Raw genomic sequence first — 14,588 nt, forward strand, 5'->3', positions numbered from 1 at the left:
TTACGTGAGAAAGCCCCAAGGGGCAACACATTGCACGAATTTAAAAAGTTGGCACACTTTTAGCTTTAGTCTACTCACGGCAACAACATCAATCCACAACGATATTCGTTCCACGACGATAAATGACCAATCGGGAGAACCAAGTATGTCCGCAGAACATGTTTTGACGATGCTGAATGAGCACGAAGTGAAGTTTGTTGATTTACGCTTCACGGATACTAAAGGTAAAGAGCAGCACGTCACCATTCCGGCTCATCAAGTCAATGCCGACTTCTTCGAAGAAGGTAAAATGTTTGATGGTTCCTCGATTGGCGGCTGGAAAGGTATTAACGAGTCAGACATGGTTCTGATGCCAGATGCCAGCACCGCGATGATCGATCCGTTCTTCGAAGATTCTACGCTGATCATTCGTTGTGACATCCTCGAGCCAGGCACCATGCAGGGCTACGATCGCGACCCACGTTCTATCGCGAAACGTGCGGAAGATTTCCTGCGTTCTTCTGGCATTGCCGACACCGTACTGTTCGGGCCAGAGCCAGAATTCTTCCTGTTTGATGACATCCGTTTCGGCAGCAGCACGTCCGGCTCCCACGTTGCTATCGACGATATCGAAGCTTACTGGAACTCCGGTAAAGAATACGAAGGCGGTAACAAAGGTCACCGTCCAGGTCTGAAAGGCGGCTACTTCCCAGTTCCACCTGTCGACTCAGCGCAGGACATCCGTTCTGCTATGTGTTTGACCATGGAGCAAATGGGTCTGGTTGTTGAAGCTCACCACCACGAAGTGGCTACCGCTGGTCAGAACGAAGTGGCTACCCGCTTCAACACCATGACCAAAAAAGCTGACGAAATTCAGATCTACAAATATGTCGTGCACAACGTGGCTCACGCCTACGGTAAAACCGCGACCTTCATGCCAAAACCCATGTTCGGTGATAACGGTTCTGGTATGCACTGCCACATGTCTCTGTCTAAAGACGGTACTAACCTGTTCGCTGGCGACAAATACGGCGGCCTGTCTGAACTGGCTCTGTTCTACATCGGCGGTGTTATCAAACACGCTAAAGCTATCAACGCCCTGGCGAACCCAACCACTAACTCCTACAAGCGTCTGGTCCCAGGCTACGAAGCCCCTGTTATGCTGGCTTACTCTGCCCGTAACCGTTCTGCTTCAATCCGTATCCCAGTGGTTGCTAGCCCGAAAGCACGTCGTATCGAAGCGCGCTTCCCTGACCCAGCAGCTAACCCATACCTGTGCTTCGCCGCACTGCTGATGGCCGGCCTTGACGGTATCATCAACAAAATCCACCCTGGCGATGCGATGGACAAAAACCTGTACGACTTGCCACCGGAAGAAGAAGCAGAGATTCCAAAAGTTGCAGGTTCTCTGGACGAGGCCCTGGCTGCACTGAACGAAGACCGCGAGTTCCTGACCCGTGGTGGCGTGTTCACCGACGACGCTATCGAAGCGTATATCGAACTGCGTAAATCTGAGATTGACCGCGTTCGTATGACGCCACACCCAGTTGAGTTCGAACTGTACTACAGCGTCTAATAATCTCTGCCTTGGCGTGGTTGGGTGTGCTGATACCCGACCATCACCGATAACCAACAGAATACTAAGAAGTTTGTTCTTGTTGCCGTGGAAACGCTTCAGCCCATCTTCGGATGGGCTTTTTTCACCACGGGCATTGGCCGTTGTGGCGTAACATCCATCATCCACACTAAATGCACCATGCTGGTGCGGGAGTCTGCGTTATGGCAACAGGCACGCTGCCCGATGCTGGGCAGATCCTAAATTCTCTGATAAATAGCATCTTATTGCTGGATAACGATCTGGCGATTCACTATTCCAACCCGGCAGCACAGCAATTACTGGCACAAAGCTCGCGTAAATTATCTGGCACACCGCTGCCCGATTTGCTGGGATATTTTTCTCTGAATATCGATTTACTGCGTGAAAGTCTGGATTCAGGGCAAGGTTTTACGGATAACGAAGTCACCCTCGTCGTGGATGGCAAAGCGCACATCATGTCGCTCACCGCTCAGCGGGTACAAAACGATTTTATCTTACTGGAAATGGCGCCGATGGATAACCAGCGCCGTCTCAGTCAGGAACAGCTTCAACATGCACAGCAGCAGGCCGCTCGTGACTTGGTCCGAGGTCTGGCACATGAGATAAAAAATCCGCTTGGCGGATTGCGCGGAGCCGCACAGCTGCTTGCCAAGGCATTGCCCGATCCCGCGTTGACGGAATACACCAAGGTCATTATTGAGCAGGCGGATCGCCTGCGTAATCTGGTTGATCGCCTGCTTGGGCCACAACAGCCCGGCCTGCACGTCACCCAAAGCATCCATCAGGTCGCCGAACGTGTTTGCCAGCTTGTCTCACTGGAAAAGCCAGATAACGTGACGCTGGTAAAAGATTACGATCCTAGCCTGCCGGAGTTAACGCACGACCCCGACCAGATTGAACAGGTACTGCTGAATATTACCCGAAATGCGCTACAGGCGCTGGGCGAGGAAGGCGGGACGATTACGATACGCACCCGCACAGCTTTTCAGCTTACTTTGCACGGTGTGCGCTACCGCCTCGCCGCCCGTATTGATGTGGAAGATGACGGCCCCGGCGTACCCGCTCAGCTACAGGACACCCTGTTTTACCCGATGGTAAGCGGGCGCGAAGGGGGAACCGGTTTAGGGCTTTCTATCGCCCGCAGTCTTATCGACCAACACTCCGGTAAAATTGAATTTAACAGTTGGCCAGGACACACCGAATTCTCGGTTTACCTGCCCATTCGCCAGTGAGGTTCACAATGCAACGAGGGATAGTCTGGATTGTCGATGACGATAGCTCCATCCGTTGGGTGCTTGAGCGCGCGCTTGCTGGTGCGGGTTTAACCTGCGCAACGTTTGAGAACGGCAATCAGGTATTGCATGCGCTAGCAACACAAACCCCCGACGTTCTGCTGTCCGACATCCGCATGCCAGGGATGGATGGACTAGCGCTCTTACAGCAAATCAAACAGCGCCACCCGATGCTCCCGGTCATCATTATGACGGCACATTCCGATCTGGATGCTGCCGTCAGCGCTTATCAACAAGGTGCGTTCGACTATTTGCCGAAACCCTTTGATATTGATGAGGCCGTTGCGCTAGTTGAACGTGCAATCAGCCATTATCTGGAGCAACAGCAGCCGGTACGTAGCCAGCCGATCAATGGTCCGACAACGGACATTATCGGTGAAGCGCCTGCGATGCAGGATGTCTTTCGCATTATCGGTCGTCTATCTCGTTCGTCGATCAGTGTGCTGATTAACGGCGAATCGGGAACCGGTAAAGAGCTGGTGGCACACGCCCTGCATCGCCACAGCCCGCGCACCAAAGCTCCTTTTATCGCTCTGAATATGGCCGCTATTCCCAAAGATCTGATCGAATCGGAACTGTTCGGCCATGAAAAAGGCGCGTTTACAGGCGCAAACCAGATCCGTCAGGGTCGTTTTGAGCAGGCCGATGGCGGTACGCTGTTTCTGGATGAAATCGGCGATATGCCGCTAGACGTACAAACACGTCTGCTGCGCGTATTGGCAGATGGACAGTTTTACCGCGTTGGCGGCTATGCAGCGGTGAAAGTGGATGTCCGCATTATTGCGGCAACGCACCAAAATCTTGAACAACGCGTGCAGGAAGGCAAATTCCGTGATGACCTATTTCATCGCCTGAATGTGATCCGCGTTCATCTGCCGCCGCTACGTGAGCGTCGGGAAGATATCCCCCGTCTGGCACGTTATTTCTTGCAGGCCACGGCCAAAGAGCTGGGTGTCGAGCCGAAGAATTTGCATCCAGAAGCGGAAACGGCATTAACCCGTTTACCGTGGCCTGGCAACGTGCGCCAATTGGAGAACACCTGCCGCTGGTTGACGGTCATGGCCGCTGGTCAGGAAGTGTTGATCCAAGATCTGCCGCCTGAACTGTTCGAGACCACCGCGCCCGATTCTACCGTGCATATTCTGCCAGACAGTTGGGCCACGCTATTGGCACAATGGGCCGATCGCGCACTGCGTTCCGGTCATCAAAACCTGCTGGCGGAAGCGCAACCAGAAATGGAAAGAACGCTACTGACAACGGCACTGCGGCATACTCAGGGACATAAACAGGAAGCGGCAAGATTGCTGGGATGGGGTAGAAATACCCTGACGCGTAAATTAAAAGAGCTGGGAATGGAGTAGCGAGATTGTTTTTTTATTGCTCAATTGTTAACAAACAATTTGGTGATAAAAAATACAATCTGGCGCACGAAATTGTCATTAATTTGTCCTTTACTTGCCTTGAGCCAGCAGTATGATCGTGTCGCTGATTCGGGAGGAATACCATGCTGGACTCATTGATTTCTGCGGCGACACTTTCCGTTGCAACACACGGCGCTGAAATTGGTTCTGCGGCAAGCCATTCGCCGCAGGCTGCTATTGCCGCCGTTTTGTGTGCCGCGCTGATTAACTTCTTTAGTTAATCAGCGAAAAGTTAAGAGAACAGCCAGCCGGTCTGAACACCGACTGGCTGTTTTTTTTGGTTAAATCACGCGGGAAAATTGCTGTGTTCTGAGCTTGCTACGTAAATAAACATCAAAACACATGCAGATATTGCGAATCAGCAAACGTCCTTTCGGCGTCACCACCAGTCCGTCCTGCTGACTATCGACCAGCCCATCAGCCACCAGCGGTGCCAATAGCGCTAAATCCTGCTCAAAGTAGGTTTTAAAATCGATCGCGTATTCTGCTTCAATCGGCGCATAGCTGAGTTGGAAATTACAGATAAGCGTCTTAATCACATCGCGGCGAAGACAATCATCACGCGTCAGCTGTAATCCACGCCACAAGCCATGCCCCTGGTCTTTAACCTGTGCATAATACTGCTTCAGCTCTTTCTGGTTCTGAGCATAGCTATCACCGATCATACTAATCGCTGAAACACCCATACCAAGCAGATCGCTATCGCCCTGCGTCGTATATCCCTGGAAATTGCGATGCAATTTCCCTTCTCGCTGTGCGACCGCCAGCTCATCGTCTGGGCGAGCAAAGTGATCCATACCGATAAACTGGTAGCCCGATTGCGTCAGCGACCCAATCGTCTGTTGCAGAATATCCAGCTTTTGCTCCGCGCTCGGTAAATCCGCGTCTTTAATTTTACGCTGTGCCGCGAATAGGCTAGGTAAATGCGCATAGTTAAAAACACTCAGTCGATGCGGACTTAATTCCGCAACGCGCTGTAGCGTAAAGGCGAAGCTTTCCGGCGTTTGCTTCGGCAGGCCGTAAATCAAATCAATATTGGTTGAGGTGAAGCCAAGCGCCTTTGCCCGTTCAATAAGGGCAAAAATAAAGTCTTCATCCTGCTCACGATTGACAAGCTTCTGAACGTCTTTATTAAAATCCTGCACCCCCATGCTAAGGCGGTTAAACCCTTCAGCACGTAGATGGTCGAGAACATCCAGTTCAATTTCCCGCGGATCAACTTCAAGCGACAGCTCAGCCTGCTCGGAAAAAGAGAACAGCTCGCGCAACAACGACATCAGCCGGCTAATTTGTGCTTTATTCAGGTAGGTCGGCGTACCGCCGCCCCAATGCAATTGCGTCACCGTTCGTCCGACGAATAGCGGCGCGCGCTGACGAATCTCCAGCTCCAGCACATCAAGGTATTCATCCGCTTTATGCTGCTGACGCGTAACCAGCTTATTACAGCCGCAGAAATAGCACAGCCGATGGCAAAAAGGGATGTGGATATACAGCGACAGCGGTCGCTGCGGATAACGGGCAATGGCATGCTGAAACGCAGGCTCATCGTAAGCTTCACTGAATTCTAACGCTGTGGGATAAGACGTATAACGCGGCCCAGAATAGTTATATTTTTGAATCAGGGCCAGATCCCAGTCAACGGACGGTATCGACATATTCGCTCACTCCTTCCAGTTTTTACTCGGTGGGTTATCCTTCCCCTCCTTCAGATCACCAAAAAACGGCGTTCAAAAGCGCTCCCGGCATTTCGCTACTCACCTCATCCCTGATGACTCACAGCCCTAAAGGGCTGCGTTCAAAAACGTTTCCTATGTTCTTGTTTTGGGCGTCGAACCTGATTCACGCGCCCGTTAAACAAGGCGCGATGCAACCGATGCTTACGCTTCGACAATAACCATAGTTTACTGAACAGACAGAGCAGATAAAACGCAACTAGCAATATCAGGAACAGAAACAGCCATTTCATTGATTAGAACGCGTCTTTCGGGTTATTACGTTTTAAAAGCTGCAACATGTCTTCCTGTTGCTCTTCTTCATCATCATCACCCAGCTCGATTCCAAGCTCTTCCATCAGGATATCGATACGATCCAGCGTTTCGTCAACCCATGACTGATCTTTAGCGCTCAGCGTTTCACCGCTATCCAGACGATCCAACAGGGCATCCAGACGCGCATCGTTCTCTAACATTTCCAGCTCTTCTTCTGGAGACATTGTCGGCTTGGCAGCAACGGCTTTCTCCACGGGCGCAGAAGGCTTTGACTTAGGCTTCGGTTTAGCGATAGCGCTATCTAACACGCCAAGCTGTACAGGCTTTTTACTACCAATACGCGGATCGGCTACTTTACGTTGCCCGGACTTCTGGTCAGAAGACGCTTTTTCCTGAGTTCGGCTACCCGCAGCATGACCACGATGTTTTTTATCTCTTTTCCGCTCACGCGCTTCACGCTCCAGCTCTTCGCGGGATTTTCTTTTTACTTTGGGCTTTTCTGCCTTATCGGCAGCCCCTTTGACAGGTCGGTTCATAATGTTGTTCTCAGGTACACAGATATAAGGGAAGTGCGGCGGAATCTAGCAGAAAGCCCGATAATAAAAAAGCGCCCACATCAGACGACCGAGCTTTTCTTTTCATATCAGTCTGCTGCACTTTAAGGCAGATAAACCCGCCTTTATTGTCAGTTACAGGTATAATCCCCAACCAGACAGAGATCCAGACAGAGATAACGATCGTGACCCAGCAATATAACTACCACATGACGCGTTTTATCATCAGCGCCCCGGATATTCGCCATCTGGCAACAGATAGCGGTATTGAAGTGGCCTTTGCTGGGCGTTCTAACGCCGGAAAATCCAGCGCGCTGAATACGCTGACCAACCAGAAGAACCTGGCGCGAACCAGTAAAACGCCGGGCCGTACTCAGTTGATTAACCTGTTCCAGGTGGCAGACGATGTACGTTTAGTCGATCTCCCTGGCTATGGTTATGCCGAAGTGCCAGAGCAAATGAAGATCAAATGGCAACGTGCGCTCGGTGAATATCTGCAAAAGCGTAACAGCCTAAAGGGTCTGGTTGTGCTTATGGATATTCGTCATCCTTTGAAAGATCTCGATCAGCAAATGATTCAGTGGGCTGTCGATGTCGAGCTTCCGGTCTTAGTACTACTGACCAAAGCCGATAAGCTGGCTTCAGGTGCACGTAAGACACAGTTGCATATGGTTCGCGAGGCTGTCGTGCCATTTATGGGTGATATTCAGGTTGAGGCATTTTCGTCACTGAAAAAACTCGGCGTCGATAAACTACGGCAGAAATTGGATAACTGGTTCAGCACGCTGCCACACGCTGAAGAAGAACAAGAAGCAGAATAATTCTTTCACGTGGTGCAGAGTATCATTACTCGCATCACGTACCCACTTTCCCGCAATGATCGCCCACCAGAGACGTTCTTTTCACACTCGAAACTGTGCTGACCCGCTGCTGTCTATCAGGCAATTATTGGCGTTTTGAGGGCAAAAATCCTGGATAAAGCCCATAAAAAACGCCCCGCTCAAAACTGAGCGGGGCGGCTAATATTCAGCCAAATCCGATTACGTGAAGTAAAAGGTCTGAAAGATAGAACATCTTACCTCTGTACCCTACGTCTTTAACTCTACCCTATTTTTTCACGGGAACAAAGGCTTTTTTGTTGTTTACTTTCATAGAAAATGGTTATCGATTACACAAAGTTAAACCAGGTCACACAATACTGTTATTTAATTACAGAAATAGCGTAAGAATCGGCCATTAATGTGCTTGATCCCAGTTCATGCCCGTGCCGATGTCTACCTGCAACGGAACATTCAATTGCATACAACCTTCCATTAATACTTTGATTTTACTAATAGATTCCTCAATAACCGAATCGTGGATCTCGAAAACCAGTTCATCGTGAACCTGCATGATCATCTTCACCTTCGGCGCATCTTTCTGTAGCCAGTCGTCAATCGCGATCATGGCTTTCTTAATAATATCCGCAGCGGTCCCCTGCATCGGGGCGTTAATCGCCGCGCGTTCCGCGCCTTTACGCGCCATCGCATTACGAGAATGGATATCTGGCAGGTAGAGACGGCGACCATCCAATGTAGACACATAGCCATGTTCCGCAGCCTGTTGGCGCGTCCGCTCCATGTAATCCTGCACACCAGGATAACGCTCAAAATACAGGTTCATGTATTTCTGCGATTCGCTACGGGGAATGTTCAACTGGCGTGACAAGCCAAATGCGCTCATGCCGTAGATCAGACCGAAGTTGATCGCTTTCGCACTACGACGCTGTTCTGATGTCACCTTATCTAACGCGATGCCAAACACTTCTGACGCCGTTGCACGGTGGATATCCAATCCGTTTGCGAACGCATTCAACAGCCCTTTATCACCCGATAGATGCGCCATAATTCGCAGCTCAATTTGCGAGTAGTCCGCCGCCACAATGCTGTAGCCCTTAGGTGCAATAAATGCCTGACGAATACGACGCCCTTCATCATTACGAACCGGGATATTTTGCAGGTTAGGATCGCTGGAAGACAAACGTCCGGTTGCAGTAACGGCCTGATGATAAGACGTATGCACTCGCTTCGTTGCCGGATTGATCATCAGCGGCAGCTTATCGGTGTAAGTAGATTTCAGCTTGGCTAAGCCACGATACTCTAGGATCAGCTTCGGCAGAGGGTAATCAAGCGCCAGTTCAGCCAGCACTTCTTCATTGGTTGATGGTGCGCCTTTTGGCGTTTTCTTCAGAATCGGCAGCTTTTGCTTTTCATACAGAATGCCCTGTAGCTGCTTGGTCGATGAGAGATTGAACTCTTCACCCGCCAGCTCATACGCTTCTGTTTCCAGCTCCGCCAAACGAGTCGTTAGCTCTTTTGAGTGTTCTGCCAGAATCGCGGGATCGATCAGCACGCCCGTACGCTCGATGCGGGATAAAACTGGCACCAGCGGCATATCAATCGTCTGGAAGACCTGACACAGATCGGCATGTGGCTGGAGTTTCCCCCAGAGCTTCTGGTGCAGATGCAGCGTAACGTCCGCATCCTCGGCCGCATACGGCCCAGCCTGTTCCAGTGCGATCTGATTAAACGTCAGCTGATTTTTTCCTTTACCCGCAATTTCTTCAAAGGTAATAGTCTTGTGGTTCAGATAGCGTTCGGCCAGACTATCCATATCGTGACGACCCGCCACACTATCAAGCACGTAAGATTCCAACATGGTATCAAACGCGATGCCGCGTAAATCGATGTCATACCGTTGCATCACGCCTTTATCAAATTTGAGATTCTGGCCAATCTTAAGCAGCTTCTCATCTTCCAGCAGCGGTTTAAATAATGCCAATACCGTGGTGCGATCCAACTGCTCCGGCGCATCCAAATAATCATGTGCCAACGGTAAATAAGCCGCTTCACCGGGCTTAATCGCAAATGACAAACCAATCAGATTGGCTGTGAGCGTATCCAGCCCGTCGGTTTCTGTATCAAAAGCGAAAACTTCAGCCTGTTTTAAACGCTCAACCCAATCCAGCAGCGTTTTTTCATCAAGAATAGTGACATAGCCATCGGCAGAAAGCGTCGGCGCATTATCTTCTTCAGCAGCCTGCTCAACTACCACGTTACTTATGGCCTGAGCTGGCTGGCTGCTCTTTTTACCCTGCATCCAGGTGCCTGATTCAATATCTGATAACCAGCGTTTAAATTCATAACGGGAAAAGAGGCGATGCAGTTCATCCACATCCAGCTCGTTAACGGTGAGCTGATCGCAGCTAAGTTCCAGCTCAACATCCGTTTTAATGGTGGCAAGCTGATAAGAGAGGTAGGCCACTTCTTTATGCTGTTCCAGCTTCGGCGCCATGGTTTTCGCGCCACGGAAGGAAAGCCCGGCAATTTTATCGAGATTGGCATAGAGCGAATCCAGCCCGCCAAGCCCTTGCAATAGCGCCTGAGCCGTTTTTTCACCCACACCAGGCACACCGGGAATGTTATCCGATGCATCTCCCATCAATGCGAGGAAATCGATAATCAGCTCAGGAGGAATACCGTATTTATCACACACTTCCTGTGGGCCAAGAATGGTGTTGTTCATGGTGTTAATGAGCGTCACGCTCGGCGTTACAAGCTGTGCCATATCTTTATCGCCAGTACTAATCAGCACCGACTTACCCGCTTTTTCCGCCTGCACCGCGAGTGTACCAATGACATCGTCCGCTTCTACACCAGAAACAGCCAAAAGCGGCAACCCCATTGCTTTCACCATATTATGCAGAGGTTCTATCTGTTCGCGTAGATCCTCCGGCATAGGTGGGCGGTGAGCTTTATAGTTTTCGAACAGCTCATCGCGAAACGTTTTCCCTTTCGCATCAAAAACAACGGCAACGTGGCTGGGGCTATATTGCAGCAGCAAACTGCGTAGCATATTCAGTACGCCATACATTGCACCGGTTGCTTCTCCCGCGCTGTTTGTTAACGGTGGGAAAGCGTGATACGCACGATACAAATAGGATGAACCGTCTACCAGTATTAAAGGGTTTTCTGCAATCTGAGCCATAGCCTGCCGTGATCGTTGTTAGTCTGTCATAGCGCTAAGCATGCCATAGGTCAGAGAAAGAGACGATCCTTAACGTAAGATATCGGTTGATTTTGCATGGAGCATCGCAAGATTTTCCTGTGGATAACTTTGTGAATAGTTTTATTTGCGTAATTATTAATTTATCCATTTGTCTAATGGATTTATTTAATCCTTATCAATTTCATAACGTTACAATATAAATTGTTTGTTTTTGATGCATGACAAACCGTCATCTAATTTGTGGATATAAACAAAAAGATAAATAGATATTGTAGGTGGTGAGATATAAAAGATAAGGGAGTGAACAGCTTGAAGTATAACGGGTATAGGCCATGCGGTTAACCCGCATGGCCTATTAAGTGATTACTTTTTAGTAATGAGGAATTTCACCACATCAGCATACTGTTTTACGTAAGCGTCCATTGAGCTAGTATCAAGACCATCGTTCTTGATCATATATTTGCCATTAACGAACATCGCTGGAACACCACGTAATTGTAAATCTGCAGCCGCTTTTTCTTGTTGGGCAACCAGAGATTTCACAACAAAACTGTTCAGGGCACCATCAAATTCTTCCGCACTCACACCAGCTTTTACAAAGACAGCGCGAATATCTTCCGGTTTTTGTACGGTCTGTGTTTTCTGGACGGCATCAAACATCAGCGGGGTAATTTTATCTTCCACACCCAGCGCCATGGCCACAGCCCAAGCCTGCGTCAGGTTTTTACCCAATGGGCCCAAGAAGTCCACATGATAACGCGTCATCTTCACTCCCTCCGGCAGCGCTTTTTTTACTGCATCCGGGACATGGTAAACTTGTTCAAATTGATAGCAGTGCGGACAATAGAATGAGAAGAATTCGAGAACCTGAGGTTCTTGGGTTGCAGGTTTATCTAATTCTACATATTGTTTACCGTCAGAAAATTCTGCAGCAGAAGCACTAAATGCCAGAACGACGCCAATCAGCGCAAGCCATAATCTTTTCATAAATTTAACTCTCTCCATTTAATTTCAGTACATGGGCATCAACTGTAGAGGAGGCTCCTGCAACAGCTGAGTTTGTCCAATAAATATTGCCGTTTGCTTCAACCAAAAATCGGCATCCGTCATCCAAGGGAAATTTTTCGGAAAAGCAGGGTCTTCCCAACGACGCGCAACCCAAGCCAGATAATAAACCTGTCGCATCGCACGAAGAGGCTCAATCAACGCCAGTTCTTTCTCCTGAAAATCCGAAAATTCACTATAAGCCTCTAATAAGATATCCAATTGAATACGTTGTTCACGGCGGTCGCCATGCAACAGCATCCATAAATCCTGTATTGCCGGGCCATTGCGAGCATCGTCCAAATCCACAAAGAGCGGGCCATCACGCCACAAAATATTGCCTGGATGACAATCTCCATGCAGACGCAGTGGACGCCAGTCGCTGTGCCAATAAGTTTCAACTGTATCAATCAGTTGGCGGGTTACCTGTAAAAAATTATGTCGATGTATTTTCGGTATTAGCGGACACGTCTCCAGCAACCGATAAGGTTCATGCAAATATTCATTTACCCCGATCGTCGGTCGCTCGGTGAATAACGATTTCTGCCCCGTCTGGTGAATGCGTCCAAGAAAACGACCGACCCACTCTAACTGATCTTCATTATCCATCTCATACTGCCGCCCCCCCATACTAGGGAATACGGCAAAATGAAATCCGTCATAAACATTCAGCGTCTGTCCATTAAGAAAAACAGGCGCGACGATAGGCACTTCATCTTCTGCCAATTGTTGGGCAAAAATGTGTTCTTCCACAATTTGCGCCGCACTCCACCGTTCCGGCCGATAAAATTTCACCACGAATCGTTTACGATCTTCATCAGCGAATTGATACACCCGGTTTTCATAGCTGTTTAATGCCGTCAGACCGGAGTCAACGCGCAGACCGACATCCAACAAGGCATCCACGATCAAATCTGGGAACAGTGTCTGGAAATTAAATACCGAGCTATTCATCGCGACCACAAATGGCCTGAGGCGGCATAAGATATACGCGTAAAATAGTTAGCATCATGAACGTGTTATTTCTTTTCACTAGTCTTTAATAACCCCACGGGCACGCAGCAAAGCGGTTTTGAAATCTTCCTCGTAGTCTTTCTTTAGACCAGGAATGACTTGTTCTTTATCTGCATCACGCATTTTCAGATGGTAAATAAGGATATCATCAGTTAGTTCGTTTAACTGCCCCTCGAACCCCGCCTCCTGTGCAAGGTTTTGTAAAAATTGCACTAGGTTTAAATCGGGCTCTTTTTGCCAGGCTGGATGCAGCAGCTCTATCAGCTCATTAACACGGTGACATTTCATTTTTTTCTCCTTAAAAACGGTTTGTACTCAATAAATTTCAAGAAGTAGAAAACAGCTTGAGTAATGTTGAATATATAGCGATAAAAATAACAGCCTTGCGCACATGAGGAAAGAACTTGGTCTTCTGTGAAAGTTTTCAGAGAATAATGTATGGTTCCTCCCTCATAAGCTTTCGTACAAAGAAAAGTGGGCATAGATAATTGGGAAGTGAAATGATTACAGGCGTTATTCTCGCGGGCGGACGTGCAACGCGCATGGGCGGGCATGATAAAGGTCTGATAACACTAAACGGTGTAGCACTATATCAACACGCCCTGTCTCGGCTTAAAACACAGGTTGACGAGGTCATTATCAGCGCCAACCGCAATCAGGATGTATATGCACAAAGCGGGTGCCGCATTATTGGTGACGTTGATACAACCTTTCCAGGCCCGCTGGCTGGCATCCTGAGTGGATTACATGCATCTACGTCCGAATGGGTGGTATTCGTCCCTTGTGATGTTCCGGCCTTCCCTATCGACTTGGTACACCGCTTATGGCAAGCACGTGGGGAAGCCAATGCCGCTTATGTCACCGATGGGGAACGTTCGCATCCCACATTACTCTTAATCAATAAAAGCCTCATTGAACCATTGGAAACTTATCTGCATCTAGGAAACCGCAAATTAATGCTATTTATGGAACAGATCCGGGCAAAAACCGTTTCATTTAGCGATCAACCAGGAGCCTTTCGCAATATGAATTCTCCTGAAGATTTATCTAACTGGGAGGATTAGCACAGTGAATTCTAAACGCCTCCCCTTGCTCGCAATCGTTGCTTACAGCGGTACAGGTAAAACAACATTACTCAAACACGTCATCCCTCTACTAACTAACCATGGCGTTCGAGTCGGGTTAATTAAACATACACATCATCGGATGGATATTGATACACCAGGTAAAGATAGCTACGAGCTACGTAAGGCGGGTGCGACACAGACTATGGTCGCTAGCAGCGAAAGGTGGGCGTTGATGACGGAAACGCCTGAGCAGAAAGAACCCAATATTTATGATTTGGCAGGAAAAATGGATGCATCAACTCTTGATCTGGTTCTGGTTGAGGGTTTTAAACACGAAAAGATCGCTAAAATAGCCTTATTTCGTCAATCGTTGGGCAGAGAATTGCATGATTTGATCGATGAATATGTCATCGCGATTGCGGCAGACTCTGAGACAGATACCATACTTCCAATGCTCGATATCAATCAGCCAGAACAGGTAGCTAATTTTATCCACCAATGGCTTCAAAATAGCCGTCGATAACCTGCTTATCGGCGGTCTTCGCCACGGGATACGCGTAAATAAGTACTCTCCGCAACGCGCAC

The 14,588-nt window shown here is 48.8% G+C and carries 13 protein-coding genes; 7 read left to right on the top strand and 6 right to left on the bottom strand.

What is annotated here, in order from left to right; genetic code table 11:
- Positions 1-145 precede the first annotated feature (145 nt).
- The 4 genes from glnA (at position 146) to A6301_RS06390 (ending at position 4,510) form a co-directional block, all read left to right on the top strand.
- Positions 146-1,555: a glutamate--ammonia ligase gene (glnA, locus tag A6301_RS06375; RefSeq protein WP_107169360.1), complete on the top strand. Its 1,410-nt coding sequence runs from the start codon at positions 146-148 to the stop codon at positions 1,553-1,555.
- A gap of 203 nt (positions 1,556-1,758) precedes the next feature.
- Complete coding sequence (gene glnL, locus A6301_RS06380) at positions 1,759-2,808, top strand: nitrogen regulation protein NR(II) (protein ID WP_005968247.1); 1,050 nt, start codon at positions 1,759-1,761, stop codon at positions 2,806-2,808.
- Positions 2,809-2,816: 8 nt separating this feature from the next.
- Positions 2,817-4,229 (top strand): nitrogen regulation protein NR(I), encoded by a 1,413-nt coding sequence (glnG, locus tag A6301_RS06385; RefSeq protein WP_107169361.1) that lies wholly within the window; start codon positions 2,817-2,819, stop codon positions 4,227-4,229.
- A gap of 143 nt (positions 4,230-4,372) precedes the next feature.
- Entirely contained in the window at positions 4,373-4,510 is a 138-nt protein-coding gene (locus A6301_RS06390) for a YshB family small membrane protein (protein WP_010281646.1), read from the top strand.
- A 60-nt stretch (positions 4,511-4,570) separates the two neighbouring features.
- Here the strand turns inward: A6301_RS06390 and hemN are convergent, their stop codons facing one another.
- Positions 4,571-5,944: an oxygen-independent coproporphyrinogen III oxidase gene (gene hemN, locus A6301_RS06395; RefSeq protein WP_234257366.1), complete on the bottom strand. Its 1,374-nt coding sequence runs from the start codon at positions 5,942-5,944 to the stop codon at positions 4,571-4,573.
- Positions 5,945-6,258: 314 nt separating this feature from the next.
- Entirely contained in the window at positions 6,259-6,813 is a 555-nt protein-coding gene (gene yihI / locus A6301_RS06400; RefSeq protein ID WP_234257367.1) for a Der GTPase-activating protein YihI, read from the bottom strand.
- Between the two features lie 203 nt (positions 6,814-7,016).
- Here yihI and yihA point away from each other — a divergent pair, with 203 nt between their 5' ends.
- Positions 7,017-7,652 (top strand): ribosome biogenesis GTP-binding protein YihA/YsxC, encoded by a 636-nt coding sequence (yihA, locus tag A6301_RS06405; RefSeq protein ID WP_107169365.1) that lies wholly within the window; start codon positions 7,017-7,019, stop codon positions 7,650-7,652.
- A 415-nt stretch (positions 7,653-8,067) separates the two neighbouring features.
- Here the strand turns inward: yihA and polA are convergent, their stop codons facing one another.
- From polA to A6301_RS06425, 4 genes are all read right to left on the bottom strand, one after another.
- Entirely contained in the window at positions 8,068-10,857 is a 2,790-nt protein-coding gene (gene polA, locus A6301_RS06410; protein ID WP_205540584.1) for a DNA polymerase I, read from the bottom strand.
- A gap of 384 nt (positions 10,858-11,241) precedes the next feature.
- Complete coding sequence (gene dsbA, locus A6301_RS06415) at positions 11,242-11,865, bottom strand: thiol:disulfide interchange protein DsbA (RefSeq protein ID WP_107169367.1); 624 nt, start codon at positions 11,863-11,865, stop codon at positions 11,242-11,244.
- A gap of 24 nt (positions 11,866-11,889) precedes the next feature.
- Complete coding sequence (locus A6301_RS06420; protein WP_234257368.1) at positions 11,890-12,876, bottom strand: serine/threonine protein kinase; 987 nt, start codon at positions 12,874-12,876, stop codon at positions 11,890-11,892.
- 78 nt (positions 12,877-12,954) lie between these two features.
- Positions 12,955-13,224, bottom strand: coding sequence for a YihD family protein (locus tag A6301_RS06425; protein WP_005968263.1), 270 nt, complete (start codon positions 13,222-13,224; stop codon positions 12,955-12,957).
- 212 nt (positions 13,225-13,436) lie between these two features.
- On the opposite strand from A6301_RS06425, the gene mobA reads away from it, so the two are divergent.
- Together mobA and mobB are read left to right on the top strand one after the other, a co-directional pair.
- Complete coding sequence (gene mobA, locus A6301_RS06430; RefSeq protein ID WP_234257369.1) at positions 13,437-14,000, top strand: molybdenum cofactor guanylyltransferase MobA; 564 nt, start codon at positions 13,437-13,439, stop codon at positions 13,998-14,000.
- Positions 14,001-14,004: 4 nt separating this feature from the next.
- Positions 14,005-14,526, top strand: a complete 522-nt coding sequence (mobB, locus tag A6301_RS06435) for a molybdopterin-guanine dinucleotide biosynthesis protein MobB (protein WP_234257370.1) — start codon at positions 14,005-14,007, stop codon at positions 14,524-14,526.
- Positions 14,527-14,588: the final 62 nt, after the last annotated feature.

This window comes from Pectobacterium sp. IFB5596, assembly GCF_021432585.1.
GTDB classification, from domain to species: Bacteria; Pseudomonadota; Gammaproteobacteria; order Enterobacterales; family Enterobacteriaceae; genus Pectobacterium; species Pectobacterium punjabense.